Genomic DNA, 26,577 nt, shown 5'->3' on the forward strand with positions numbered 1-26,577 from the left:
CCCGTTACTGGCCTGGCCCGAGCCAGCTCATGGCGACGAACTGTTCGGCACCGCGAGCGAGCAGGTCTCCCCAGGGCGGATGGTCACCGCACGATCGGCCAGTACCACCCGGATCGGGGACTCCTCCGAGTCGGGCACACTGATCTCGAGTCGGCCGCTCCTGCGCCGCACGCCGACCCCCCAGTGCCCGCGATAGCGCAACGCGAAGCCGTACTCGGAAAGTGCCGGAAGCGGCACGGGGTCCAGCCACAGGGCGTCCTCGCGTGTGGCCAGTCCCGTCAGACCGCGCTGGACCAGGTCGAGGGTGCCGGCCATGGCCCCGAGGTGGATGCCCTCGCCAGTCGTGCCGCCCTGAATGTCGGCGATGTCCGCCTCCAGCGCCTCGTGGACATACTGCCATGCCTCGGCCCGTCGTGCTTTGGCGAGGACCAGGCCGTGGACGAGTTCGCTGAGGGTGGAGCCGTGGCTGGTGCGCCGCAGGTAGTAGTCGACGGTTCTGCGCCAGATGTCGTCGTCCAGGTCGTACCCGAGACGCCGGAAAAGAGCCTGCAGTTCGACGGGGGAGAACAGGTAGCCGAGCATGAGGACGTCGGCCTGCTTGGACGCTTTGTAGCGGTTGACCGTGTCGTCCTCGGCCTCCAGGATTCGGTCCAGTCGGCGGATGGTGCCGTAGCGCTTTCGGTAGGCCTCCCAGTCGAGTTCGGCGAGTTCGTCGTAGCCCTCGAACTGGCTGATGACGCCCTGGTGGAACGGCACCCGCAACCGACGCGAGATCTCCTCCCATCGGGGCAGTTCGTCGGAGTTCAGCCGGACCCGGTCGAACAGTTCCTCGCGGCGCCATGCGGGAAGGCGCCGCAGCAGCTCCAGGGTGCGGGTGAGGACCCAGGCGGCGGTGACGTTGGTGTACGTGTTGTCGTCCAGCCCGGGCCGGTCGGTACCCGGGTAGCCGTCGTGGTATTCATCGGGGCCCGCGACACCGCGGATCCGGTAGCGGCGGGTGTCGGGGTCGAAGGTCGCGAAGTCCGCCCAGAAGCGGGCGATTTGGAGCAGCATCTCCGCACCCCTGGTGTGCAGGTACTCCGTGTCGCCGGTGGCTTCGCAGTACTGCCAGACGTTGTAGGCGATCGCCGAGCCGACGTGGTGCTGGAGCCGGGAGCGGTCCGGCAGCCAGCGGCCCGAGGCGGGATTGAGATGCCACTCCTGGGTTTCCTCGCGGCCGTTGCTGCCGCTCTGCCACGGATACATTGCCCCGGACCGGCCGGCCGCGGCCGCCGCTTTGCAGGCCTGCGGCAGGCGTCGGTACCGGTAGTCGAGCAGCGCCCGGGAGACCTCCGGCAAGTGCAGGTTGAGATAGGGCAGGACGAAGAGTTCGTCCCAGAAGACATGGCCCCGGTACGCCTCGCCGTGCAGCCCCCGCGCGGGAACCCCCACGTCCAGGTCCGCGGTGTGCGGCGACAGCGTCTGCAGGACGTGGAAGAGGTGGAAGCGCAGGATGCGGCCGGCCTCGCCGGGCACCTGCATGTCCGTGCGTCGCCACAACCGCTCCCACGCGGCGGCGTGTGAGTCCAGCAACGCGGGGAAGTCCTCCGCCGCGTTCACGCGGTCGACCGCTTCGCCGAGCGGGTCGCTGATCGCCGTGTCGCGGGAAGTGTGCAGCGCCACGGTCTTGTCCACGGTGACGGGCCGGCCTGGAACGATCGGGACGACGAGGCGGTGAACGGCCCGGTGGCGGGTCGCACGAAGCCCCGACGAGGCCGGAGCACGGTCGGCGACGACCGTCGTCCGGGCTGCCATGGCCACGGCGATGTCCGAGGCGCTGGTCCGGCAGCTCAGCCAGGCGGTATGGGGCTCCTGCGCGCCGGTCCGCACACGGGTCACGTGGTGGCGGTCGAGGGCGCGGTATCGGTGCACATTGCCGTTGATCACCTCGCCGTCCAGGGAGCTTTCGATCTCGATCTCCCCTGACCAGCCTTCGGCCGTGAAGACCGTCCGCAGTGCGGCCAGGTGCGGATCCCCCATGTGCACCAGACGGATTTGCTCGACGCCGAGGAGGCCCGTCTCCTCGCCGTGGTGGCGGGAGGACCGGGTGAGGGTGCCTCGGCGCAGATCCAGGATGTGCCTGTGGTCCAGGAGGGTGTGAGTGCCGGGGGCGCACCACGGGCCCCATGCTCCCTCGCCGCGGCGTACACGGAACCGCAGAAGCAGCCAGTTCGGGAGGTTGACCAGGTCTTCGTTCACCACCTGCCGCCCCGCCACGGTCGACGCCAGGCGGTTGTAGCACCCCGCCGCGTAGGTGCCCGGGTAGTGCACCAGACCCGCCCGGCACTCGGGCAGCGCGCCCCGCGTCGCGAAGTAGCCGTTGCCCAGCGTGCAGAGCGCTTCACGCAATCGCTCGGCAGCGGGGTCGTAGCCCGTCCACTCCCATGTCCATTCCGACATCCGCCACGCTTCCCTCTTCTCCGGAGCACGATGGAGGCCCGCGTGTGCGTGGCGAGCCTCAGGCCGGCTGGGGGACGACGGCGACGGGGCACTGCGAGTGGTGCAGCAGGGCGTGGGCGACCCTGCCGAGCTGCAGACCGAAGCGGCCGTGCCGGCGCTGGGCGCCGACGACGATCAGGTCGGCCTCGGCCGATGCCTCCAGCAGGACGCGGTGTGCGGGACCCTCCAGCGGCCGGCGCCGGACATCGACCCGAGGATGCTCCCCCACGGTCTCACGCAGGGCCTCCTCCAGGGCGGTCGAGGCCCGCTCCTCACGCAGCCGTGCCGCGTCGTCCGCGATCAGCATGTGGTCCACAGGCTCTTGCACGGGGTTGCGCCAGGCCCGTACGGCCGTCAGGGCGCAGCCGCGCACCTCGGCCTCGCGCACGGCGAAGCGTACGGCGCCCGCACCTCCGGTGGGGTCCCCGACCCCCACCACGACCTGGCCGAAGCTTCCCTGACAGTTGGGTTCAGCGCCACGGATCACGATGACCGGGCAGACGGCACGCGCCGCCACCGAGAGGCTGACGGACCCGAGCAGCATCCCGGCCACCTCGCCACGCCCGCGTGAGCCCGTGACCAGAGCGAACGCATCGGGCCCCGCGCGCAGCAACGCGGACACGGCGTCCTCGGGCACCGCCCTGCCCGACACCTTCACCTCGGGATTGCGACGCTGGGCCCGTTCCAGGCAGGAGGCGACGATGTGCTCCGCCATGACCTCACCGGCGGGGCGGTCGGTGCTGAAGGACGGTTGGGCTCCCTCGTAGGTCTCCCACAGGGAGGCATGGACAAGATGCAGGGCGAGCCCGTGTCGCGCCGCCTCGTCCACCGCCCAGTCGACCGCCGCCAGACTGGAGTCCGACCCGTCGACGCCCACGATCAGTGGGAGTTCCATCGCCGTCACCGCCTTCGCCGCCCGGCTGCCGAGAGCCCCTGTGACTACCGTCGCACTGCCCGCGCGGCGCCGCGACACGCCACCGGGTCCGGACCGGGTGGGGCTCCGGCCGGTTTGCCGCGGGCCGGATTGTGGTGATGCTGGAGGCGATGGCCGAGCCGGCCCTTCCAGCGCGCCTTGCGAGGACCGAGGACATGCCTGTCGCCGCTCCGCACATCGTGAGCGATGTGATGACCGCGCCCGCGGTGGCTGTCGGGCGCGATGTACGGGTCAAGGAGATCGTCCGGGTGATGGAGGAGCGGCATGTGAGTGCTGTGCCGGTCGTGGGTGCTGACGGGCGGGTCGTCGGTGTGGTGTCCGAGGCCGACCTGCTGCCCAAGGAGGAGTTCCGGGGCCGCCGGCTCACCCGTCTCGAGCGGATCCGGTACCGGTCCGAGCTGGCCAAGGCCGAGGGGATGACGGCGGAGGAGCTGATGAGCACACCCGCCGTCACGGTCCGCCCGGACGTCACCCTGGCTCAGGCGGCTCGTCTCATGGCCGTGAACCGTGTCAAGCGGCTGCCCGTGGTCGACGACAAGGACCGGCCGGTGGGCGTCGTCAGCCGTGGCGACCTGCTGCAGGTCTTCCTGCGGCCGGACGCGGACATCGAGGAGGAAGTCCGCCGTACGGTGGTGTCCTACCTGTTCCCGACGCTCGCTCATGCCATCCGTGTGTCGGTGCGGGACGGGATCGTCACGCTGCGGGGACCCGTCCACGACACCTCTCTCATCTGGGTCGCCGAGCGTCTCGTCCGAGGGATGGAGGGCGTGGTAGGCGTCGAGACCCGGCTCGGTGGCGTCGAGTGAAACCGTGGCCGTCTACTGATCCGCCGGGGTGATCCGGCGGCCGGTGAGGCTCGTGGGCCGGATCGACACCCACATCTCGCGCTCACCACCCGCCCAGGGCATGGTGTGAGCCCGCTGGGTGAGGCTGCGCACGGCCTCGGGATCCGTCACCACGCTCGCGGGGCCCACGGCGAGCACGCTCCACCCCTGGCTCAGCGCCTCGTCCACGTGGTCGACCTCGAAAGCGACCTCCCTCTCCACGGCCGCCGCGGGCACGGAGTCGGGTACGGTCCGGAAGGCGATGGTGTCGTCGACGACCTCGTAGTTGACCGGAACGACCGCCGGGCGGCCGTCGGGCGCCGTCACCGCGACGCGCCCCACACCGTGTGTCGAGAGCAGGGTGCGGCATTCCTCCGGACTGAGGTCCCGCAGTCGGGGGTGCAGCAGGGCGTGCCCCTGACCTGGCGGGAGATCGATGCCTCCGCCACGGAGTGCGGCGACGGTGGTGTCCAGCGCGTCGGCCAGCCTGATGAGAGTCGCCAACGTCGGGTCGGCGGGCCGTTCCTCCAGGTAGGCCAGGTAGTCGGGCGACATCCGGGCGCGGCCGGCCGTCTCCTCCCGGCTGAGCCCCCTTCGGCGGCGTTCGACGCCCACGCGCCGGCCGATGTCGCCGGGATTCGCCGGCTCGGTCGGGCGGACGGCCGTGGACACGGTCGCCCCCTCACCCGTTCCTGGTGGTGCCACGGGAGTGGACGCGGGCTGTCCCTGCTCCAGATGGCGGATGTGGGCGTCGGGCCCGGGGAACACGAGCGTGACTTCGTCCGTGTCCGACCAGCGCACGTCGTAGGGAGGCGTGCCGTCCGCGTGGTGGAGTCCGACGATCTCGCCGTCGCGCCTGGCGGCGCCGGTCGAGGGGCTTTCTATGACGAGCTGGTCGCCGAGGTGAGCTCGCATGGTCGCCGCCCTCTCCTCAGAATGGTGCTGTATCCAACCTGCCACGCGGGACACACCGCCGCACGGGGCGAGGGCCCTGGCACCGCGTGGTGGGCGGCCCGGATCCGGGAGGCACCATGCACCACCGAACGGTCGAGGAGCTCATGACCCGGGACGTCGTCCGGGCGCGGCGCGACACGCCGTTCAAGGAGCTCGTCAGACTGCTGGAGGAGAACGACGTCACCGCCGTACCCGTGGTGGACGAACTGGACCGCCCGATGGGCGTGGTGTCCGAGGCCGACCTGCTGCGCAAGAGCGCCGACCAGACCGACCCGTCGGGCCGGACTCCCCTTCCGCACCTGGAAGCCTGGGAGCGGGCCAAGGCCGAGGGGTCCCGGGCCGAGGAACTGATGTCGGCGCCCGCGGTGTGCGCGCGTCCCGAGTGGACCGTGGTCGAGGCCGCCCGCCTGATGGAGAGCCAGCACGTCAAGCGGCTGCCCGTGGTGGACGAGGCGGACCGGCTGCTGGGCATCGTCAGCCGCGGTGATCTGCTGCGGATCTTCCTGCGCCGGGACGAGGCGATCCGCGAGGAGATCACCGGTGACCTGCTGCGGCGCGCACTGGGCCTCGATCCGCGGGACGTGACCGCGGAGGTGCGCGACGGGCGGGTCACCCTCACCGGCACAGTGGAGTACCGAAGCATGATTCCGGTCGTCGAGCAGCTGTGCCGTGGCGTCGACGGGGTGGTCTCGGTCTCCGGGAACCTCGCCCACCGGACGGACGACACCCTCGACTCACCCACCGGGACGTGAGCTCAAGGTCTGAATCCGCCTGGGTTCACACGGTCCGTCCGACGATGTGACGGGACTGGGACGCCGCTATGCCCTGGATGTCGCGTTCGGCGGTGTTCAGCAGTTGATGGGCGAGGTCCTGCATGGCCCTGCCCGCCGCCAGCTCGTCGCCGATCTCCGGCACGTTCGTGTCCGCCGGATTGCGGTGGGCGTCCCCGTGGCCCGTGAGCGTCGTGGCGCCGGTGTCCAGGACCACGTGTGCCTTCGTCGTTCCGTTGTCGTCCTCGAAGAGGTGCAGACGTACGTTCCACTCTCCTGTGTGCGACATCGCTCTCTCCTTGCCTCGCAGCCGAGTCCCGCCGAACTCCACAACGTCCATTCGTATGTGACATTCCGTCAGTAGACGCGGGCGAGCTGGACGCGGCGGAACCGGGCGGCCGGCCTTCAGCAGGTCGCCGGCCGGTCCCCCGGGTCTTCTCACCATAGCCGTCACCTCTGGGGGACCACCGCGACAGGGCACGGCGCGTGATGCAGCAGCGCGTGGTTGATCAGGCCCAGTTGCAGACCCGGATGCCCAAGCCGCCGTCGGGCTCCTACGACCAGCAGATCCGCCGTCGATGCGGCTTCCAGCAGTGCCGGGCGCGCCGGTTTCTCGATCAGCAGTCGGCTCACGGAGGCGTCGCGGTACTGAGCCGCTGGACGGCGCAGGGCGTCGTCCAGCACCTGCGCCGGCGGGCGCCGATGGGCTTCCAGGAACCACGACGGGGCCTGCGGTGTCGTGTACGCCCCGGACAGTGCGCTCCAGGCGTGCACCGCCACGAGCCGGCACTGCCGCACATGGGCCTCGCGGAGCGCGAAGTCCACGGCCGTGCCGCTGCCCTCCCCGTCCTCGACACCCACGACGACGTTCCCGAACCGGGCATCACGGTGCTCCACGGTGCCGCGCACCACGACGACCGGGCAGTCGGCCCGCGCCGCCACGGCGAGGCCGACCGAGCCCAGGAGCATGTCGTCGAGGTCTCCAGACCCTCTGCACCCCAGGACCAGCGCGAAGGCATTGCGTCCGATGTCGATCAGGGCGGAGGCCGCGTCCTCGTGCGACACCTCACTGGACAACGGGACCGCGGGAGCCCGCTTCCCGGCACGTGCCGAGGCGGCGCTGATCACCGCGGATGCCTCACGCTCACCGGCCGCCGCGCACAGAAGCTGGAGCAGGACGCCATGCCAGGCAGCCTCGTCGGCGGCCCAGTCGACCGCCTCAAGGCTCCCCTCGGATCCGTCGACACCCACCACCAGGGGAATCGCCACCGCCCGGTCTCCTCTCATCCCGTACGCGGGCGACGCCGGGCCCGGCCACTCGGTCGCACCGTTCACCTTCATGTCCGGGTTCCATGTCCAGCTTCGTACGAGACGGAGGCCGCCGCCACGCAATCAGTCGGCACCCTGGCCTCGACGACGGCGCACGGGCCGCCGTGTTGCCCGGAAGCACAGCGGGGGTGACCGTGGAGGTGGGGGAGCGAGGGAGTGAGTACCGTGCGAGCGCTCGTCTACCACGGCCCGGCACAGACCTCCTGGGACACCGTCCCGGACCCTGTGATCGAAGAGCCCACCGACGCGATCGTGCGTATCGACGCCACCACCGTCTGCGGCAGTGATCTGCACATCCGGCAGGGAGACTTTCCCGAGGTGAAGCCGGGGACGGTCCTCGGCCACGAGGCCGTCGGCGAGGTCGTGGAAATCGGCGGCGAAGTCCACCACCTGCGCCCCGGCGACCAAGTGATCGTGTCGTCCGTCTCGGCCTGCGGCGATTGCCGGGAGTGCCGTGACGCCATGTACGGGCAGTGCCGCGGAGGCGGCGGATGGATCCTGGGGAACCTGATCAACGGGACCCAGGCCGAGTTGGTGCGGGTGCCCTTCGCCGACCACTCCACCACCCGGCGTCCCTCGGACCTCCCACTCGACGACGCGGTGCTGCTCGCGGAACTCCTCCCGACCGCCTACGAGGTCGGAGTGCGGAACGGACATGTGTGCCCGGGAGACACCGTCGTGGTGGTGGGCGCGGGCCCCGTCGGTCTCGCCGTCGTCATCGTCGCGCGGCTCTACTCGCCCCGCCGGATCATCGCCGTCGATCTGGCCTCCGCCCGGCTGGAGACCGCCGCCCGTCTGGGGGTGGATGCCGCCGAATCGCCGGGGAAGATGATCGCCGACCTGGCCGAGGGGCCGGGCGCCGACGTGGTCATCGAGGCGTCGGGCGATCCGGACGGCTTCGTGCTGTGCACACGCGCCGTCCGCACGGGAGGGCACATCGCCAACATCGGCACGCACGGCAAACCGGCGACGCTCCATCTCGAGTCCCTGTGGCGCAAGAACGTGACGATCAGCATGGGACAGGTCGACACGTCCTCCACCCCCCGGTTGCTGGACCTGATGAGGTTCGGACGCCTGCCCGTCTCCCGGTTGATCACCCACACCTTCGGCCTCGACCGGATGGAAGACGCCTACGAGGTGTTCGCACACGGCACCACCACGGGCGCCGTCAAAGTCGTGCTCCGTCGCGACTGAGCCGCCCGGTAGCGGTGAGCCGCCGACGGTGCTGGAGGTCGAGTCGCGCACCACCTCGCTCGGCGTGGTCGGCACACTGTCCCGTCGCTGTCGTCCGGGGCACCGGGCGGGTATGTGAAACAGGGCGCGTATGAACAGCGGGCGCTCACGGCGCTGAGCCGGTCCCGTCCTTCGATCTCTCGACCAGGAACCGCGAGGCAGCCGACAGCGTGGTCAGTTCCGGGTAGTCCTCCTCATCGATACGGATTCCCGTGCGCTCGGACAGCAGCTCCACCAGGCTGAGGAAATCGAGGGAATCCAGTTCGAGGACGTCGCGGAACTTGTCGTCCGGTTCGACCCGAGTGAAGTCGGCGTCGGGGATGATCTGAGCGATGGACTCCTTGACCACGGACAGAGCTTCCGCGTTGTTCAGAGGCTTCATCTGATTCACAGCTCCTCCGGTTTCTGCAGCAGTCGGTCGACCGCTGTGAGGTAGCGCGCCCCTACGGCGCCGTCCGTGGCCCGGTGGTCGGCGGCCAGGGTCGCGGTCACCACCGGACGCACGCCGAGCATGCCGCCGGTGGCCCACGGCCGTTCGACGACCGCGCCGAAGCCGACCAGGGCCACCTGGGGCGGATGGATGACACCGAACACCGTCTCCACGCCCTGGTCGCCCAGACTGGTGACGGTCAGGGTGGCGCCAGTCGTGTCGCTGCTCCGCAGCCGTCCCCGCCGGGCGCGCTGGACCAGATCCTTGAGGCGGGCCATGAGGGCGTCGGGCGGCAACGTGTCGGCGCGGTGGATGACCGGCGCGAGCAGTCCGCCCTGCCGGAGCGACACCGCGACACCCACATTGACCTCGGCGGCGGGGACGAACCCGCCGTTCTGCCAGTAGCCGTTGAGGCCCGGCACCTCGCGTACCGCCACCGCGGCGGCCTTCAGCAGCAGGGCCGCGGGCACGAGGCGGTCGGCGGGCGAACGGCCGCGGTTGATCCGGTGCAGCCACTCCTCGGCCGCCGTGAGGTCGATGGTGGTGGACAGGTAGTAGTGCGGGATCTCCCGCTTGGAGCGGCTCATGAGGTCGGCGATGACACGGCGCATGGCGTCCGTGCGCTCTTCCGGGCGGCTGTCGGTCGGTTCGGCTGCACGCGTACGTCGTTCGCCGTCCTCTCGGCGCCGAACCGGTCGCTCGGGTTCATCTCCTGCGGCGCGTGCGTGCACGGCCGCGTGCACGTCCGTCGCTCGCACCGCCCCGCCCTCTCCGGTGCCCCGTACCGCCGTCAGGTCGATGCCGAGATCACCGGCGAGGCGTCGTGCGTACGGGGTGGCCCGCACCCTGGGCGTGAGCGGCGGCGCAGCGTGCTCCACGTCGGCGCGGGTGATCCGTCCGCCCGGCCCGGTGCCGTGCAGTGCCGTCAGGTCGACGCCCCTCAGCTCCGCCAGGTGCCGCACGAGCGGTCCGAGGGCTGGCTCGGTCCCGGCGGATACTTCCAGCGGCGGGTGCGCGGGGTTGCCCGTCGCCCGTGCGGGCTGCCCGGACACCTCCTCCCGGGTTGCCGTGCGTGCAGGCTCCTGGACCGTCTTCGGTCCGCGGACAGCCTTACGGCGCGGCTTCTCATGTTCGTGTCGGGCGGCTGTTTCCACCACCGTCCGCATGCCGGGTGCCGCCTCGCCCTCGATCACCGCGAGCGGTGTCCCCACCGGCACCCGGGTCCCCGGCACGACGAGCAGCCGTCCCACGGTCCCGGACGCGAAGCACTCGACCTCGATGGCCGCCTTGTCGGTTTCCACGACCGCCACGACGTCACCCTTGTGCACCCGGTCCCCGGGGCTCACGAGCCACTCCTGCAGGACTCCCTCGGCCATGTCCGCGCCGAGTGACGGCATGGTGAACGCGGTCATCTCAGCCCGACCTTCCGGTGACCGGCCGCCGTTCCGCCTCGTCGGCTCCGGTCGGCGCGGGCTCGCCGACCGCGCGGCGCGCGGCTGCGACGATTCCGTCGGCGTGGGGCAGCGCGGCCTGCTCCAGTCTGCGCGCGTACGGCATGGGTACCTCGGCACTGCACACCCGCTCGACGGGGGCGTCGAGGTCGTAGAAGTGCTGTTCGGTGAGGCGTGCGGAGATCTCCGCGGCGAGGCTGCCGGTGCGCCAGCCCTCGTCGACGACGACGGCACGGTGCGTGCGCGCCACTGATGCGCCGATGGTGGTGTCGTCCAGCGGGCGCAGGGTGCGCAGGTCGACGACCTCGGCGCTGATGCCGCCACTCGCCAGGTCGTCGGCCGCGGCCAGTGCTTTGGGCAGCGAGCCGCCGTAGGTGATCAGGGAGACGTCCGTGCCGGGTCGGCGGACAGCCGCGTGATCGATGTCGACCGGGCCTGCGTCGGCGGGCAGCTCGCCCGACACGTTGTACAGGCTGCCGTGCTCGAAGATCAGCACGGGGTCGGGGTCGGCGAGCGCAGGGGCCAGCATGTACCGGGCGTCGGTGAGTGTCGCCGGGGCCAGGACCCGCAGGCCGGGGATGTGGGCGTACCAGCCCTCCAGGCTGTGCGAGTGCTGGGCCGCGAGCTGGCGTCCCGCGCCCGTGGTCATCCGGATCACGATCGGCACGGGCAGCTGGCCGCCCGACATGTGCAGCAGGGTCGCCGCGTTGTTGAGGATCTGGTCCAGGGCCAGCAGGCTGAAGTTGACCGTCATGATCTCGACGATCGGTCGCATGCCCGCCAGGGCCGCGCCGATACCCGCGCCGACGAACGCCGACTCCGACAACGGGGCGTCCCTGATCCGTTCGGGGCCGAACTCCTCCAGCAGGCCGAGGGTGACGCCGAAGCAGCCGCCGTACCGGCCCACGTCCTCGCCCATCAGGAACACCCGTTCGTCCGTGTGGAGCGCCTCGCGCAGGGCCTCGCGCATGGCCTCCCGGTAGGTCGTCTTCCGGTCGGAGGGGGCGGCGGGCTCGGCGCTGCGGGTGTGGGTCGCGGTCATGGCCGGCTCGCCTCCACCGGGCTGGTGACGTACTTCAGCAGGTCCTCTACGGGCTCTTCGGGAGCCTGTTCGGCCGCCTCGACGGCCTGGTCGATCTCGGCGGCCAGGCGATCCTCCATGGCGGTACGGGCCTTGTCGGACAGCTCCTTCGCCTCCCGCAGCCGCCGGGCGAGGCCCTCGACCGGGTCGCGCTCCTTCCAGTGCTCGATCTCGGCCTTGTCGCGGTAACGGTCGGCGTCGTACATGGAGTGGGCGCGGAAGCGGTACGTGCGCATCTCCAGGAAGTGCGGCCCGCCCCCGGCACGCACGCCTTCGGCCGCCCGTCGGGCCGCGCCCTCGACGGCGAACACGTCCATGCCGTCGACGGCCCAGGAGACCATGCCGTACCCGGCCGCGCGCAGCGCGAGGTCGGTCTGGGCCTGATGACGGGCCAAGGCCGTGCCCATCGCGTACAGGTTGTTCTCACAGACCAACAGCAGGGGTAGCCCCCAGAGGGCGGAGAGGTTGGCGGTCTCGTGGAACTCGCCCTCGGCGAAGGCGCCGTCGCCGAAGAAGCAGCAGGTGACCCGGCCCCGGCCGGTCAAGTGGTCGGCGAGGGCGAGGCCGGCCGCGAGGGGGAGCCCGCCGCCGACGATCGCGTTGCCGCCGTAGAAGCGGCGCCCGGCGTCGAAGAGGTGCATCGAGCCGCCACGGCCCCGGCTGCAGCCGGTGACCTTGCCGAACATCTCCGCCATGATCGCCTCGGCCGGAACCCCGCGGGCGAGGGCGTGGCCGTGTTCGCGGTACGTCGACACGACTGCGTCGTCGTCCGTGAGCGCCTCGTTGACGCCGACGGCCACGGCCTCCTCACCGATGTAGAGGTGCATGAAACCCCGGATGCGCGCCGCGCTGTACAGCTCCACGCAGCGTTCCTCGAACCGGCGGACGCGCAGCATCGCCTCCAGCAGGGCCAGGCGGTGCGCGGCCTGACGGTTCGGCCGAGCCGCGGGCCGCGGTGTGCGCGGGGTATGTGTGGTGGTCATGCGGGCTGCTCCGTCCTCGCCGTGGAGGCGTCCTCCGGAGTGGGGTCCTCAAGGGTGGAGATGTCGCCCTCGGGCAGGCCGAGTTCTCGTGCCCGCAAAAGGCGGCGCATGACCTTGCCGCTGCGGGTGTGCGGCAGGTGCTGGTCGAAGGCGATCTCGCGGGGCGCTACGGCCGGGCCCAGTCGGCGCCTGGCGAAGGCCAGCAGTTCCTGCCGCATCGCGGCGGTCGCGTCGAAGCCCGGCCGCAGCGTGATGAATGCCTTGACGATGTTCCCGGCCACGGGATCGGGCCGGCCGATCACCCCGGACTCGGCGACCGCCGGATGCTCCATCAGGACGCTCTCCACCTCGAACGGCCCGACCAGGTGCCCTGCCGACTTGATGACGTCGTCGGCGCGCCCGACGAACCAGTACCAGCCGTCCGCGTCGCGCCGCACCACGTCGCCGGTCAGGTACCAGCCGTCCGCGAAGGCCGCCGCGGAGCGCGGCTCGTCGTGCAGATAACCGCGGAACATGGACGGCCAGCCGGGCCGCAGCGCCAACTCGCCCTCCACGCCCGGTGTTTCGAGTATGGTGACGTGCCCTGCGACGACCTCGGCCCGGCCGTCCTCGCCGCGCCGCAGCACGGCCGCCTCCACACCGGGCAGCGGACGCCCCATCGAGCCGGGGCGGATGTCACAGGCGGCGAAGTTGGCGATCATGATGGCGCCGGTCTCGGTCTGCCACCAGTTGTCGTGCACCGGCAGACCGAGCACCTCCCGTCCCCACACCACGGCCTCGGGATTCAGCGGCTCGCCGACCGAGGCGATGAACCGCAGCGCGCTCAGGTCGAACGAGCGGGGCAGGTCGTACGGCCCGGTCCTCGGCGTCGTTCGCATCAGCATGCGCAGGGCCGTCGGCGCCGTGTACCAGACACTCACCCGCTGCTCGGCGAGGATCCGGTACCAGCGGCGGGCGTCGTAGTCGCCCTCGTCCACCACGACCGTCACGCCGTGCATGAGCGGGGCGATGATCCCGTAGGACATGCCGGTGACCCAGCCGGGGTCCGCGGTGCACCAGAACACGTCGTCCGGGTGCAGGTCGAGGGCGTAGAGCGCGGTCATGTAGTGGGCGACGGCCGCCTCGTGCACGTGCACCGCGCCCTTGGGGATGCCCGTCGTGCCGCTCGTGAAGTGCAGCAGGGCCATGTCGTGGGGCGAGGTCGGTGGAATGGTGAAGCTGTCGGCAGCGTCGGCCATCAGGGCGGAGAGGGATTCGGTGCCGGGCAGGTCGTCCGCGCCCTCGCCGACGATCAGTACGTGGCTCAGGGTGGCGAGTCGCCCGCGTTGCCCGGCGACCTTCCTGCGGTACAGCTCCGCCGTGGTGACCAGTACTTGTGCGTCGCCCAGTGTCATCCGCTGGAGGACCGGATCCGGTCCGAAGGCGGAGAACAGCGGGCACAGGACGCTGGTGTTCTTCAGTGTGCCGAGGACCACGGTGTACAGCTCGGGGCACCGCCCCAGAAGCGTCATCACCCGGTCGCCGTGACCGATGCCGAGGCCACGGAGCACGTTGGCGAACCGTGCCGTCGTACGGGCCAGTTCCCCGTAGGTCACCGAGGTGACCGAGTCGTCACGCCCGACACAGCGCAGCGCGACCGCTGTCGCGTGGGCTGATGCCGCATGTCGGTCCACGGCCTCGTGCGCGATGTTCAGTCCTCGCTCGCCGGGCAGCCCTTGCAATCTGGCCCGCGCCTCCGGCCAGGAGAAGGCCGCACATTCCTTGCCGTAGTCGAGCAGATTGGGCGCGACGCGGGGCAGCGCGTCCTTCCGGATGGTCTCCCAGCGCATGCCGCCCCCTCCTTCCTTGGGGCCTTCTTCGACGATCCGCCCGGCCCACCCCGTGCGCACTGGGTCGAACGGCCCGAGTATCCGGCCGGACGGCTCAGGCCCACGGCCGGCCGCCTGCCTGAGACGATGACCGGGGCACGCTTTCCGGGAGGTGACCCGTATGGCGTCTCGGCTGCGGCTCACACTGCTGGGCGTGGGCGCGATGGCCTCCCCGCGTTTCGCACCGGCCGGCCTCCTGGTCGTCTGCGGACGCCATCGCGTCGCGTTCGACGGCGGCCCGGGGGCGGAGCCGCCCGAGGGCCGGCTGGACGCCTGGCTCGTCACCGATGAGCACGCCGAACTCCGCTCCGCCCTGCGGTGTCTCGCCACCGAGCGCGGGCTGGTGCCGCACATGGCGGACGCGGACCTCGGCGAGCTGCGCATCCGTGCACTGCCGGTCGCGCACACCTCCCATCCCACCTGCGGATATCGCATCGAGGCAGAGCCGGGGACCGCTGTGTGGGCACCGGAGTTCTGGACCTTCCCGGCCTGGGCGGCGGACGCGGACCTGATGTTCGCCGAAGCCTCGGGCTGGGACCGTCCCATCCGCTTCCGCGGTGGAGTGGGCGGGCACGCTCCCGTGCGTGACGTCGGCGCCGAAGCGGCACGGAGCCGGGTCGGACGCCTGGTCTACGCGCACATCGGCCGCCCCTGTCTGCGGGCGATGGACGCGGGTCTGACGCCCGAGTACGGGGAGTGGGGCCGGGAGGGTCACACGTACCTCCTCTTCCCGAACCGCCGAGCGCGCTGATCATCGTCGTATCGACCAGGTCAAGGGGACCAATGGACCCGACACGTGCCCGTGTGGCTCTGTCGGCGCTCCGACGATGCCGGAAACGCTGTGGTCATGGGCCTGAAAGGACGGTAGGGATCAACGTGCCGTCCGCAGCGCTGTGGAGGTCGGTCATGAGTCTCGACGCCGGTGCGAACGCCTCCCATGCCCCCGCGTCCGACGGGCTCGTCATGGGCAAGGACGGAATGGCCGCGCTCGTGGACGAGCTGATCAGGCGCGGTTTCACCGTGATCGGGCCCACGGTCCGGGACGGCGCGATTGTGCTGGCGGAGCTGCGGTCGGCCGACGAGCTGCCGTACGGGTGGGGCGTGGAGCTGGAGGCCGGGCGGTACCGGTTGCGGGAGCGGTCGGACGGGGCGGCCTTCGCGAACTCGGCGGGCCCCCAGTCGTGGAAGTCGTTCCTGCATCCGTCGCGGGTACGGGAGTGGAGCGCCGACCGGGTGGGCGACCAGGTGGTCTTCACGACCGACCAGGTCACGCCTCCCCGGTACGCCTTCCTGGGCGTGCGTCCCTGCGACCTCCGGGCCATCGCCATCCAGGACCGGGTACTGACCGGTGGGGCGTACCGCGACCCCGTCTACGAGGGGCGGCGCTCCGGAGCACTGCTGATCGTGGTCGAGTGCACGGAGCCCGGCGCCACCTGCTTCTGCGTCTCGATGGGCACCGGACCCGCCGCCTCTCGCGGCTACGACCTGGTGATGACCGAAGTGGTGGATGAGGACGGGCACCGCTTCTGGGTCCGCAGCGGCAGCGCGGAAGGGGCCGACATCCTGGCCGAACTCCCCGGCCGTCCGGCCGACCCCGAAACCCGGGAGACGGCACGCGCGGGCGTCACAGCGGCAGCGGACGGTATGGGACGGACCATGCCCGAAGCCGATCTGCGGGAGCTGATGGCCGGAACGCTCGACGCGCCCCGCTGGGACGATGTGGCGGGGCGCTGCCTGACCTGCGGTAACTGCACCATGGTGTGCCCCACCTGCTTCTGCACCACCACCGAGGACGTCACCGACCTCACCGGCGACCACGCGGAACGGTGGCGGCTGTGGGACTCGTGCTTCGACCTGGACTTCTCCCAGCTGCACGGCGGCCCGGTCCGGGCCTCCTCGCGCAGCCGCTACCGGCAGTGGATGACCCACAAACTCGGCACCTGGTACGACCAGTTCGGCTCGTCGGGCTGCGTGGGCTGCGGACGCTGCATCGTGTGGTGCCCGGTCGGCATCGACATCACCGAGGAAGCCGCCGCCCTGCACGACTGGACACGGTCCGGGGCCTCGCCATCGGCACCGGAGTCACCATGAGCACCGTGGCGCCCCCGCTGCCGTACCGCGTCGCCGACGCCTGGGAGGAGACCGCCGATACCCGCTCGATCGAGCTGGTACCGGCCGGGCGGGAACTCCCGCCCTTCTCACCGGGGCAGTTCGCGATGGTCTACGCGTTCGGGGTCGGCGCGGTGCCCATATCGGCCAGCGCCCTGCGCGGCCGCCACGGGGGTCTCGTGCACACCGTGCGCGCGGTGGGCGCGGTCTCGGCCGCGCTGTACCGGCTGTGCCCGGGTGACACCGTCGGGCTCACCGGGCCGTACGGGGCCGGCTGGGACCTCGATGCGGCAGCCGGCCACGATGTGCTGGTGATCGCCGGCGGGATCGGGCTGGCTCCGTTGCGGCCGGCCATTCACGCGGTCCTGGACCGGCCGGCCGAGTACGGTGGGCCCACGATCCTCATCGGCGCCCGTACGCCTGCCGACCTGGTCTACCGGGACGAGATCGAGAGCTGGCGCGGCCCGGCCCGGGTCGAGGTGACCGTCGACCGCCCCGGCGCGGGCTGGCGCGGTGCGGTGGGCGTGGTCACCACGCTCCTCGACCGCCTCGACCTGAGGCCCGAACAGACCTGCGCGCTGGTGTGCGGGCCCGAGGTGATGATGCGGCACACGGCAGGTGACCTCGTGGCCCGGGGCCTGGTCCCGCACCGCGTCCAGGTGTCCTTGGAACGGAACATGCGCTGCGCCACGGGCCATTGCGGCCACTGCCAGCTCGGCCCGCTCCTGCTGTGCCGGGACGGGCCGGTCGTCGGCTACGACCGTGTGGCACAGCTGCTCCTGGTAAGGGAGCTGTGACGTAAGGGAGTTGTGACATGGCCACCGAGCCTGGACCGGGTACCGACCCACGGCCGACGCTCGCCGTGTGGAAGTTCGCCTCCTGTGACGGCTGCCAGCTGACTCTGCTCGACTGCGAGGACGAACTCCTCGGCCTCACCGAGCGCGTACGGATCGACCACTTCCTGGAGATGACCCCGGCCGAGGGCGCCGACGGGGAGCGAGCGCGGCTGGCCGGCCGGGGACCGTACGACCTCTCCCTGGTCGAAGGCTCGATCACCACCGCCGAGGACGCCGAGCGGATCCAGCACGTCCGCCGCATCTCCCGGTACCTGGTGACCATCGGAGCCTGCGCCACGGCGGGCGGCATCCAGGCACTGCGCAACTTCGCCGACGTGGACGACTTCCTCGCCGCGGTGTACGCCCAGCCGGAGTACATCGCCACCCTGGAGACCTCCACACCGATCTCGGCCCACGTCCCGGTCGACTTCGAACTGCGCGGCTGCCCCATCGACCGCCGCCAGCTCGTCGAGGTCATCACCGCCTACCTGGCCGGGCGCAGGCCTCAGATCTCCAGTCACAGCGTCTGCTTCGAGTGCAAGAGGCGCGGTACCACCTGCATCACCGTGGCCCACGGCACCCCCTGTCTGGGACCGGTCACCCACGCCGGATGCGGCGCCATCTGCCCCGCCTTCGGACGCGGGTGCTACGGCTGCTTCGGACCGACTCGCAAACCCAACCTGCGCTCCATGGTCGAGGAATTGCGCCACGACGGGATGAGCGAGCACGACATCCAGCGTGTCTTCCGCACCTTCAACGCCGCGTCGCCGGAATATGCCCCCGTAGCCGACCTCATGGCCGAGGGGCAGCACAGCCCTCGGGCCTGACGACGAACCCCGCCCGGAAAGGCCCGCATGAACGCTCGCGGAACCCGTGTCCTGCGGCTGGACGCGCTGGCCAGAGTGGAAGGCGAAGCGGCTCTCCACCTGCGCGTCGAGGGCGGTTCCGTCACCGAGACACGTCTGAGCATCTACGAACCGCCACGCTTCTTCGAGGCCTTCCTGACCGGCCGGGGCCACACCGAACCCCCTGACATCACCGCTCGTGTCTGCGGCATCTGCCCGGTCGCCTACCAGATGAGCGCCTGCCAGGCGATCGAGAACGCCTGCGGTGTCACGGTGGACGGCCCTCTCGCGGAACTGCGCCGCCTGCTGTACTGCGGCGAATGGATCGAGAGCCACACCCTGCACATCTATCTGCTGCACGCTCCGGACTTTCTCGGCCATGCGGACATGGTGGGCCTGGCCCGCGAGCAACGAGCCGTCGTGGAACGCGGCCTGAGGCTCAAACAGGCCGGCAACGCGATCCTCGAACAGCTCGGCGGCCGCCCCATCCACCCGGTCAATGTCCGGGTCGGCGGCTTCTACCGGACTCCGGCCCCGGAGGAACTCCGCCCGCTCGCGGAACGGCTGAGACAGGCCCGCGAGGACGCGCTGGAGACCGTCCGCTGGGTGGCGGCGTTCGACTTTCCGGACGCGGTGTGTGACCACGATCTGTTCGGGTTGCGTGACCCCGGCCGCTACGCCATCGACTCCGGAACGCCGACGGTCTTGACCGCCCATGGTCAGGGCCCTGCGCTGCGCGCGTTCCAGTTGCCCGACTTCGAACAGCACGTCCGGGAAGGGCAGGTGCCCCACTCCACCGCCCTGACAGCCACGCTCGACGGCCGTCGCTACCTGACCGGCCCGATCGCCCGCTATGCGATCAACGGCCGGTGGCTGCACCCCGTGGCCGCCGAGGCGGCGCGGGACGCCGGGCTGGGGGACCCACTGACCGGCGCCGTCTGCGACAACCCTTTCCGGAGCATCGTCGTACGCGCCGTGGAAGTGACACATGCCGTGGAGGAGGCCCTGCGGATCATCGACGGATACGAACCACCTCCCCTGCCGGCCGTCGAGGTCCTGCCGCGCCAGGGTGTCGGCCGCGGAGCCACCGAGGCGCCCCGGGGTCTGCTGTACCACCGCTACGCCCTCACGGAGGACGGCACGCTCACCGAGGCCCGCATCGTCCCGCCCACGGCCCAGAACCAGACGGCCATCGAGGAGGACGTACGCAAGGCGGTCCAGGCGCGCCTGGACAGGGAGGGGCCCGCTGCCGACGACGACGAACTCACCCACCTGTGCGAACGAGCCATTCGCAACCATGATCCCTGCATCTCCTGCGCCGCCCACTTCCTCGACCTCACCGTGGAACACACATGAGCGGCCGGGTCGTGGTGGTCGGCGTGGGCAATCCGCTGCGCGGTGACGACGGGGCGGGCCCGGAAGTGGTGGAGGCTTTGCGGGGCCGGGTTCCCGACGACACCGTCCTGGTGGTCAGTGACGGTGAACCCGCACGCATGCTCGACCTGTGGCGCGGCGCGGACACCGTGGTCGTCGTGGAAGCCCTCCACACACGGTCGGCCAGGGCGGGCGAGCTGCACACCCTGACACCGGACGAAGCAGGCGGCCACGCGCGGGGGACGGCAAGCACCCATGCCTTCGGGCTGGGGGAGTGCCTGGCCCTGGCGGAGGCCCTCGACCAGCTGCCGCCAAGGCTCGTGGTGCACGCCGTGGAGGTGGCCGACGTCGAACTGGGCGCCGGTCTGAGCGAAGCGGTGCGAACGGCGCTCCCCGAGTTGATCGACCGGGCCGCCACCTCCGTAAGGCAGGCATCCGACTGAATCCACGGGCCGTAGGGGCCGAAGGTCCTGTGACGCGGGCCGAAGCGCCCTCGCGACTCCGCTCACGGCGGTGCGACGGTGAAGTTCACCCCCATGTGCTTGCACGATGTGACGGCTCCACGAAAGGCGGTGGGGAACATGACACTCCCTCTGGTGGCGGGCGTCGACGGATCGGACTCATGTCTGCCGGCGGTCGACTGGGCCGTGGACGAGGCCGTCCGCCACGGTCTTCCGCTCAGGCTGGTGTACGGCTCGCTCTGGGAGCGCTACGAGGGCGGTCTCCCCTCAGTGGGCCACGAACGGCCCTCCGAGCAGGTGCTGGCGGAGCACATCGTGGCTTCCGCGGCCGACCGGGCCGCGCGGCGAAACGCTGATGTGAAGGTCACCACCGACATCATCCCGGAAGACGCGGCCGACGCCCTGGTACGCGAGGGCAGCCACGCCTTCGCGGTGGTGACGGGGTCACGGGGCCGTGGCCCGCTCAAGGGCCTGCTGCTCGGGTCGGTCGGTCTGGCCGTGGCGGCCCGGGCACACTGCCCGGTGGTCGTGGTCCGGGGGGACCGGGCGGGCCTCGCGGGTACGCACGAGCGGATCCTGCTCGGCCTGGGCGAAGCCGACACGTGCGCGGAGGCCGTGCGGTTCGCCTTCCGGGAAGCCGAGGTGCGCGGTTGCATCCTGGACGTGGTGCGCGCCTGGCGCACGCCCGCCTACGACAGGAGCGGCGACCGGCTGTCGGCCGCAGGACCGGTGGAAGAGTACGAAGCGCGAGCCTCCGCCCTTCTCGACGCGCAGCTCGAAGCCCCGAGCGCCGAATACCCGCACGTTCGGACACGCCGGACGACGGTCGAGGGCCCGGCGGGCAAGATCCTCGTGGACCGGTCGGCGGCCGCGGATCTCGTGATCATCGGAGCACGGCGCAGAGCGGGCCACTTCGGACTCCAGCTCGGCCGGGTGAGCCACACACTGCTGCACCACGCCCAGTCCCCGGTCGCGGTCGTACCGCAGAGGCAGTGAGCTCAGCCGAACAGACTCCGTACGCGGATCGTCTCGACACGCCGCCACGTGCCGTCGAGCAGCAGCACCCGATCGCCACCCGCACCGCGGGCCTGCGAGCGGACGGAGCCGACTGTCGGCCGTGTGGTCCCTCGCCGCGCGTTCCCGGCCCACGGCAACACGGCACCACAGTCACCGCGCTCGGCACGCGAGTCGGCTTGGGTGCGCTCGCTCATCATCCCTCCGTACACATCATCACCCCGAGGCACCGGGCCGGGTGGGGCCGAACGGCACTCACGAGGACCGTGGGGCCCATACCCGGCGGGTCCGGGGCGCGGGACGGTGAGAGGGCACACGGAACCGACGACTCCAGAGCGGAGGGTCGTGCCATGCGGACACCCGATCCCTCCAGTCACCGGCCCGCCTCCGGCTCGCCCGGCAAGCGGGCGCCGCACGGACCCGACGACAGACGCAGCCCCCTGGAACGGCCGGTGGACCGGCTGGAGCGCAGACTTCGCGTCGTCCTGGCGGCCGTCGCCCTCGTGGTGCTGCCGCTGACGGCGTGGGCCGCCGGGCAGGCGGTGTACAGCCACTACACACATGCACGGCAGGCGAAGCTGGCGCGACTGCATCCCGTCACCGCGCGTCTGGTGACCGACGCACGATCGGCCGACGACCGTGCTGGAGCACAGTCCGGCTTCCACGCCGCGGTGGGCTGGAGCGACCGGGACGGCGGCCATACGGGCGTCGCGCCGGTGCGGGCCTGGCTCCACCGCGGGGCTGCCACCACCGTGTGGCTGGATGCCCAGGGCACCATCGCCACGCCCCCCGAGGGCCGGGACTTCGCGGCGACCGCCGGTGCGGCGGTGGCCTTCGCGACGTCGTTCGGCGGCGTTGCCACCGCCTACGGCCTGTGGTGGGCCCTCGGCAGAAGCATGGACCGCAGCCGTCTCTCCCACTGGGACCGCGAATGGGAACGCGTCGAGCCCGGCTGGGTGACGCGCTACGGCCGCTGACGGCGACATCGTCGCAGCAGGCGAACTGCCCCGCCGATCGTGCGGTCAGCCGATCGTGCGGTCAGCCGATCGTGCGGTCAGCCGATCGTGCGGTCACTGGAAGGCGGCGTGGATCTCCTGCTCGGTCGCCTCGTGCGAGACGAGCAGGAGTTCGTCGCCCGGCTGCAGTCGTACCTCGGGGCCGGGGACGGTGGGCCGGCCGTCGCGTACGACGGTGGCGACCACGGTGCCGGCGGGCAGGGCGATCTCGCCCAGTGCGCGCCCCGCGGCCCGGGACTGTACGGTGATCGCGGTCTCGATGACCTCGACGCCCGCCTTGCTCAAGCGCAGGAGCGCCACCGTGTCCGTGGCGCCGGTGGCCTCCTCGATGAGGGAGATGAGCGGGGTCGCCGCGGGGACCGACACGTCCACGCCCCACCGCTCGTCGAAGAGCCAGGCGTTCTCCGCCTCGTTGACCCGCGCAGCCACCCGTCCCACCCCGAACTGCCCTTTCGCGAGCAGACTGATGACGAGGTTGTCCTCGTCGCGGCCGGTGGCGGCGATGACGAGATCGGAGGTGAAAGCTCCCGCGCGCTCCAGCACGTCCGGCTCACAGGCGTCCCCGGCCACCAGGCGCACATGCGGCAGGTCTGCCAGCTGGGCCACCCGGTCGTCGTCGGACTCGACGAGGGTGACGACATTGCGCGCGGCGGACAGCACCTGGGCGATCTGGGTGCCGAGCCGGCCCGCGCCCGCGATGAGGACCTTCACGTTCCCAGCTCCTTGTCGAGAAAGCCGCGCAGCCGGCTCAGCGCGGTCGCTGCGACGGCGAAGGTGACCAGGTCCCCGGGCTCGGCGAGCACACCGTGCCCGGGCAGCAGTGAGCGGCCGCCCCGGGTGATCTCCACGACCCGGATTTCGCCGTCGACGTCGAAGCCGGTCACCGGCCGTCCGGCGAGATAGGCCGGCAGCTGCGAGCGTACGAGGATGGTCTCGCCGTTGCCGAAGGAGAGTTCGGGGGTGAGATGGCGGTGCAGCAGCATCTGGTGCATGCGGCCGACGGCCCAGCGGACGCTGGAGATCGTGGGGATGCCCAGGTCCCGGTAGATGTCCGCGCGGCGAGGATCGTGGATACGGGCGAGGACGATCGGGACCCGGTACGTCTCCTTGGCGGTCCGCGCGCTGACGATGTTGCTGTTGTCCCCGGAGGTGACCGCGACGAACGCGTCCGCGTGGGCGATTCCGGCCGTCTCCAGCACGGAGCGGCTGAAGCCGTTGCCCACGTGGAAGGCGCCGGGGAAGCCCGGTGGCAGCATTCTGCGTGCCTTCGGCTGCCGGTCGACGAGCCGTACGTCGTGGCCCTCGGTGACCAACTGCGTGGCCAGGGTGGCGCCGACCTGGCCGCACCCCACGATGATGACTCTCATCGCCTTCCTCCCTTCGGAGCCGCACTCCGGCGCCGCAGCACCCATTTCCTGGCTTCCTCGGCGGCCAGCAGCAGCGCACCGAACGCGGCCAGGACCGCCCAGTCGGCGGGAGCCAGTGCAGCGGTGTGGAAGACGGCCTGGAGCGGCGGCGCGTAACTGATGGCGGCCATCAGCGCGATACCGACGCAGCCGGCGCCGATCAGCCAGGGGTTGCTCAGCAGCCCGGCCCGGAAGACGCTCCGCCGGTCGGTGCGCACCGCGAGTGCATTGAAGAACTGGCTGACGACGATGCCGGCCTGGACCATGGTGATCGCCTCCCGGTAGACGGGATCGGCCTTGGTGAAGTCCGCGTAGGGGATGCCGGAGGCGTGGATGTGCCAGAAGAAGACGGCGCACACGCCGAAGGCCTGGATGCCGCCGAGGAAGAGGACCCGGCCCATGACCGCCGCCGAGAAGAGCCGTTCCTTGCGGGGCCTCGGCGGGCTGTTCATGACGTAGGGCTCCATCGGCTCCGCGCCGAGCGCCAGGGCGGGCAGCACGTCCGAGCCGAGGTCGATGGCGAGGATCTGTACGGCCGTGATCGGCACCAGCGGGAACCCTGCGAAGGTCGCCGCCAGGATCGGCACGAGCTCGGCGATGTTGTGGCTGAAGAGGTAGATCAGGAACTTGCGGATGTTCCGGTAGACCGAACGGCCCAGTCCCACCGCGGTGGTGATGGAGGCGAAGGAGTCGTCGAGCAGCACCATCACGGCGGCCTCGCGGGCGACGTCGGTACCGGAGGCACCCATGGCGACGCCGATGTCCGCGTGCTTGAGGGCGGGGGCGTCATTGGCCCCGTCGCCGGTGACGGCGACGACCTCGCCGCGCCGCTGCAACGCCGTGACGACCCGCATCTTGTGCTCGGGGCTGACCCGGCACAGCAGCAGTTCGGTGGACCGCGCGAGCAGGGCGTCCAGGCCGTCGTCAGCCAGCGCGTCCAGTTGGCTTCCCGTCGCCACGGTCGGGTCCGGTTCGCGCACGATACCGACGCGGCGGGCGACCGCCTCCGCGGTCAGGGGATGGTCACCGGTGACCATGATGATGCGGATACCGGCCCGCCGACAGGCGTCCACCGCGTCCCGCACCTCCGGCCGGGGCGGGTCGTACATCCCGGCGAGCCCCAGCAGGGTCAGTTCCGACTCGACGTCCCCGAGGGGCGGCCGGGGACCGGCGACCCGCCGCTGGGCGACCGCCAGGACGCGCAGACCCTGTCCGGCCATCCCGTCCGCGGCTGCGGCCACTTGGGTGCGGTCGGCGTCCGTCAGCGGTGTCCTCGTGCCGCGCCGGTCGATGGCATCGCAGCGGGCCAGCAGTTCCAGCGGTGCGCCTTTGACGTACGCGAAGAACGTGCCGTCGCCGTCGCGGTGCACGGTGCTCATCAGCTTGCGTGCGGAGTCGAAGGGATGCTCCGCCACCCGTGGCGTACGGGCCTCCTCCTGTGCCGGATCCAGGCCGGCTTTCACGGCGGCCACCAGCAGTGCCCCCTCGGTGGTGTCCCCGAGCACCCGCCACGCGTCTCTCCCGGTCGGGGGCACCAGCCGGGCGTTGCTGCACAGGGCCGCCGCCCGCAGCAACTCCCGTACGGGGCCCGCGTCGGTGATCTCGCCGGCTGGCGCGTATCCCACTCCGGTCACGGTGTGCGAGACACCGTCCGCCCACAGCCGTACGACGGTCATCTCGGCTTGCGTGAGAGTGCCCGTCTTGTCGGTGCAGACCACGCTGGTCGAGCCCAGTGCCTCCACGGCGAGCAGCTGCTTGACGAGTGCGTGCCGACGGGCCATGCGGCGCACCCCGATCGCCAGAGACACCGACAGCGTGGCCGGCAGGCCCTCCGGCACGAGGGCGACCATCACGCCCAGCGAGAAGACGAACGTGTCGACGAACGGCTGCCCGCTGGGCACGCGCACCGCGAACAGGAGGGCGCCGGTCGCGAGTGCGACGCTCGCGACCCGGCGGGCCATGGCGGCGACCTGGCGCTGCAGCGGGGTCTGCTGCCTCGGGGCGGCGGCGGTGAGCCGGAAGATCCGCCCGAACTCGGTGGCCGTACCCGTGGCGAACACGACGGCCTTCCCGGTGCCCGCGACCAGATCGGTGCCCATGAACACGCAGTTGCGCGCCTCCAGCATTAGCCCCGACGGCACGGGCTCCGCGACCCGCGTGACGGGATCGCTCTCTCCGGTGAGCGCGGCGTTGTTGACGGCCGCTTCCTGAGCCTCGACCAGCCGGCAGTCGGCCGGTACCGCGTCCCCTGCCTCCAGGATCACCACATCGCCCGGCACCAGCTCCCGCGCGGGCAGCTCCCTCCGCTCTCCTTCGCGCAGCACCCGGCAGGTGTGCGGCACCATCGCCTGCAGGGACTGCGCCGTGCGTTCGGCGGAGTACTCCTGCGCGAACCCGATACCGGCGTTCAGGAACACCACCCCGAGGATCGCCAGGGCCAGTTGGAGGGTGGCCGGATCACGAGGCCGCCCCAGGGCGTACGCGAGGAAGGTGATCGCCGACGCGACAAGCAGCACCACCGCGAAGAGGTCGGTGAACTGCGCGAGGAGCCGGCGCCACACCTGGCCGCGGCCCGCACCGGGCAGCACGTTCGGGCCGTAACGGGCCTGCCGCGCGGCCGTCTCGGGCGCTGTGAGCCCGCGCGGGGAGCTGCCCAGGGCGGTGAAGACGTCGGGCACCGGCAGGCAGGGGAAGGACGACGCGGGGACGCCCGGCTGGTCGGCAGGCGGCTCCGGGGCCGGGGCCGTGACGCAGGTCGGTGGACCGCCCTCGCGCAGAGCCGCCGTGCCCAGCCGGGCCGGTTCGGGGCTCATACGGGACCCCCCGTCCTCGATGGCGGCCCCGGCGGCTCCTGCAGGACGCTCCAGGTGACCGGACCCAGCAGGTCGGCGAGCCGCCGGAAGACGTCGAGGAGCAGGTCGTCGATCGTGAGCACGCCCACCACCCGCTCCGCGTCGAGGACCGGCAGCCGGCGGACTCCGGTGCGACGGAACGTCCGGTAGGCCACCTGGAGGTCGTCGCCGGCCTCGACCGTGACCGCTTTCACCGACATGACCGCGTCCACCCGTGCCGTCGGGTCCAGGCCGCCGCCGATGCCGCGCAGGGCGAGGTCGCGGTCGGTGACGATGCCGTGCAGTGCTCCGTCCTCGACGACGAGGACGGACCCGACGGCGTACTCGGT

25 protein-coding genes are annotated in these 26,577 nt (G+C 71.4%); 11 read left to right on the plus strand and 14 right to left on the minus strand.

Annotated features, from left to right (window positions below; genetic code table 11):
* Window positions 1–27: 27 nt before the first annotated feature.
* Window positions 28–2,439: a glycoside hydrolase family 65 protein gene (locus tag AV521_RS19795; protein WP_076089768.1), complete on the minus strand. Its 2,412-nt coding sequence runs from the start codon at window positions 2,437–2,439 to the stop codon at window positions 28–30.
* Between the two features lie 58 nt (window positions 2,440–2,497).
* Window positions 2,498–3,373: a universal stress protein gene (locus AV521_RS19800; RefSeq protein ID WP_076089769.1), complete on the minus strand. Its 876-nt coding sequence runs from the start codon at window positions 3,371–3,373 to the stop codon at window positions 2,498–2,500.
* Window positions 3,374–3,567: 194 nt separating this feature from the next.
* Between AV521_RS19800 and AV521_RS19805 the strand changes: the two genes are divergently transcribed.
* Window positions 3,568–4,218, plus strand: a complete 651-nt coding sequence (locus AV521_RS19805; protein WP_256725631.1) for a CBS domain-containing protein — start codon at window positions 3,568–3,570, stop codon at window positions 4,216–4,218.
* A gap of 12 nt (window positions 4,219–4,230) precedes the next feature.
* Here AV521_RS19805 and AV521_RS19810 read toward each other — a convergent pair whose 3' ends face one another.
* The gene (locus AV521_RS19810; RefSeq protein WP_076089770.1) at window positions 4,231–5,151 is read right to left on the minus strand and encodes a DUF1918 domain-containing protein; all 921 of its coding nucleotides are present in this window, start codon (window positions 5,149–5,151) and stop codon (window positions 4,231–4,233) included.
* Window positions 5,152–5,267: 116 nt separating this feature from the next.
* Here AV521_RS19810 and AV521_RS19815 point away from each other — a divergent pair, with 116 nt between their 5' ends.
* The gene (locus AV521_RS19815; RefSeq protein ID WP_076089771.1) at window positions 5,268–5,942 is read left to right on the plus strand and encodes a CBS domain-containing protein; all 675 of its coding nucleotides are present in this window, start codon (window positions 5,268–5,270) and stop codon (window positions 5,940–5,942) included.
* 25 nt (window positions 5,943–5,967) lie between these two features.
* Here AV521_RS19815 and AV521_RS19820 read toward each other — a convergent pair whose 3' ends face one another.
* Window positions 5,968–6,249 carry a DUF1876 domain-containing protein gene (locus AV521_RS19820; protein ID WP_076089772.1) on the minus strand — a complete coding sequence of 94 codons (282 nt, stop codon included), beginning with the start codon at window positions 6,247–6,249 and terminating at the stop codon, window positions 5,968–5,970.
* 161 nt (window positions 6,250–6,410) lie between these two features.
* Window positions 6,411–7,229: a universal stress protein gene (locus AV521_RS19825; RefSeq protein WP_076089827.1), complete on the minus strand. Its 819-nt coding sequence runs from the start codon at window positions 7,227–7,229 to the stop codon at window positions 6,411–6,413.
* Window positions 7,230–7,454: 225 nt separating this feature from the next.
* On the opposite strand from AV521_RS19825, the gene AV521_RS19830 reads away from it, so the two are divergent.
* On the plus strand, window positions 7,455–8,483 hold the full coding sequence (locus tag AV521_RS19830) for an alcohol dehydrogenase catalytic domain-containing protein (RefSeq protein ID WP_076089828.1): 1,029 nt from the start codon (window positions 7,455–7,457) through the stop codon (window positions 8,481–8,483).
* Window positions 8,484–8,628: 145 nt separating this feature from the next.
* Here AV521_RS19830 and AV521_RS19835 read toward each other — a convergent pair whose 3' ends face one another.
* The 5 genes from AV521_RS19835 to acsA are packed head-to-tail and all read right to left on the minus strand — an operon-like array spanning window position 8,629 to window position 14,296.
* Window positions 8,629–8,904: an acyl carrier protein gene (locus tag AV521_RS19835; RefSeq protein WP_076089773.1), complete on the minus strand. Its 276-nt coding sequence runs from the start codon at window positions 8,902–8,904 to the stop codon at window positions 8,629–8,631.
* Window positions 8,905–8,909: 5 nt separating this feature from the next.
* Window positions 8,910–10,364, minus strand: a complete 1,455-nt coding sequence (locus AV521_RS19840) for a dihydrolipoamide acetyltransferase family protein (RefSeq protein ID WP_076089774.1) — start codon at window positions 10,362–10,364, stop codon at window positions 8,910–8,912.
* A gap of 1 nt (window position 10,365) precedes the next feature.
* Window positions 10,366–11,445 carry an alpha-ketoacid dehydrogenase subunit beta gene (locus AV521_RS19845; RefSeq protein WP_076089775.1) on the minus strand — a complete coding sequence of 360 codons (1,080 nt, stop codon included), beginning with the start codon at window positions 11,443–11,445 and terminating at the stop codon, window positions 10,366–10,368.
* Entirely contained in the window at window positions 11,442–12,467 is a 1,026-nt protein-coding gene (gene pdhA, locus AV521_RS19850; protein ID WP_218639361.1) for a pyruvate dehydrogenase (acetyl-transferring) E1 component subunit alpha, read from the minus strand. The genes AV521_RS19845 and pdhA overlap by 4 nt, the downstream gene beginning before the upstream one ends.
* Entirely contained in the window at window positions 12,464–14,296 is a 1,833-nt protein-coding gene (acsA, locus tag AV521_RS19855; protein ID WP_076089776.1) for an acetate--CoA ligase, read from the minus strand. The genes pdhA and acsA overlap by 4 nt, the downstream gene beginning before the upstream one ends.
* Window positions 14,297–14,456: 160 nt before the next feature.
* Here acsA and AV521_RS19860 point away from each other — a divergent pair, with 160 nt between their 5' ends.
* From AV521_RS19860 to AV521_RS19900, 8 genes are all read left to right on the plus strand, one after another.
* A complete protein-coding gene (locus AV521_RS19860) occupies window positions 14,457–15,086 on the plus strand; it encodes a hypothetical protein (RefSeq protein WP_076089777.1) in 630 nt (209 codons plus the stop codon).
* Between the two features lie 155 nt (window positions 15,087–15,241).
* Window positions 15,242–16,426: a 4Fe-4S dicluster domain-containing protein gene (locus tag AV521_RS19865; RefSeq protein ID WP_076089778.1), complete on the plus strand. Its 1,185-nt coding sequence runs from the start codon at window positions 15,242–15,244 to the stop codon at window positions 16,424–16,426.
* A complete protein-coding gene (locus AV521_RS19870) occupies window positions 16,423–17,241 on the plus strand; it encodes an FAD/NAD(P)-binding protein (protein ID WP_076089779.1) in 819 nt (272 codons plus the stop codon). The genes AV521_RS19865 and AV521_RS19870 overlap by 4 nt, the downstream gene beginning before the upstream one ends.
* A 17-nt stretch (window positions 17,242–17,258) precedes the next feature.
* Window positions 17,259–18,107: an oxidoreductase gene (locus AV521_RS19875; protein WP_076089780.1), complete on the plus strand. Its 849-nt coding sequence runs from the start codon at window positions 17,259–17,261 to the stop codon at window positions 18,105–18,107.
* A gap of 27 nt (window positions 18,108–18,134) precedes the next feature.
* Window positions 18,135–19,481 carry a Ni/Fe hydrogenase subunit alpha gene (locus AV521_RS19880; RefSeq protein WP_076089781.1) on the plus strand — a complete coding sequence of 449 codons (1,347 nt, stop codon included), beginning with the start codon at window positions 18,135–18,137 and terminating at the stop codon, window positions 19,479–19,481.
* Window positions 19,478–19,942: a hydrogenase maturation protease gene (locus tag AV521_RS19885; RefSeq protein ID WP_076089782.1), complete on the plus strand. Its 465-nt coding sequence runs from the start codon at window positions 19,478–19,480 to the stop codon at window positions 19,940–19,942. Before AV521_RS19880 ends, AV521_RS19885 begins: the two co-directional genes overlap by 4 nt.
* Before the next feature lie 138 nt (window positions 19,943–20,080).
* Window positions 20,081–20,956, plus strand: coding sequence for a universal stress protein (locus tag AV521_RS19890; RefSeq protein ID WP_079249334.1), 876 nt, complete (start codon window positions 20,081–20,083; stop codon window positions 20,954–20,956).
* A 368-nt stretch (window positions 20,957–21,324) separates the two neighbouring features.
* On the plus strand, window positions 21,325–21,951 hold the full coding sequence (locus AV521_RS19900) for a hypothetical protein (RefSeq protein ID WP_076089785.1): 627 nt from the start codon (window positions 21,325–21,327) through the stop codon (window positions 21,949–21,951).
* 93 nt (window positions 21,952–22,044) lie between these two features.
* Here AV521_RS19900 and AV521_RS19905 read toward each other — a convergent pair whose 3' ends face one another.
* From AV521_RS19905 to AV521_RS19920, 4 genes are all read right to left on the minus strand, one after another.
* Complete coding sequence (locus tag AV521_RS19905; protein ID WP_076089786.1) at window positions 22,045–22,701, minus strand: TrkA family potassium uptake protein; 657 nt, start codon at window positions 22,699–22,701, stop codon at window positions 22,045–22,047.
* Window positions 22,698–23,357, minus strand: a complete 660-nt coding sequence (locus AV521_RS19910; RefSeq protein WP_076089787.1) for a TrkA family potassium uptake protein — start codon at window positions 23,355–23,357, stop codon at window positions 22,698–22,700. The genes AV521_RS19905 and AV521_RS19910 overlap by 4 nt, the downstream gene beginning before the upstream one ends.
* Window positions 23,354–26,209: a cation-transporting P-type ATPase gene (locus AV521_RS19915; protein ID WP_256725632.1), complete on the minus strand. Its 2,856-nt coding sequence runs from the start codon at window positions 26,207–26,209 to the stop codon at window positions 23,354–23,356. The genes AV521_RS19910 and AV521_RS19915 overlap by 4 nt, the downstream gene beginning before the upstream one ends.
* The coding region (locus AV521_RS19920) for a CBS domain-containing protein (protein WP_076089788.1) at window positions 26,206–26,577 on the minus strand (372 nt) is incomplete at its 5' end. The genes AV521_RS19920 and AV521_RS19915, both read right to left, overlap by 4 nt.

The sequence above is a fragment of the Streptomyces sp. IMTB 2501 genome, assembly GCF_001953885.1.
Classification (GTDB): domain Bacteria; phylum Actinomycetota; class Actinomycetes; order Streptomycetales; family Streptomycetaceae; genus Streptomyces.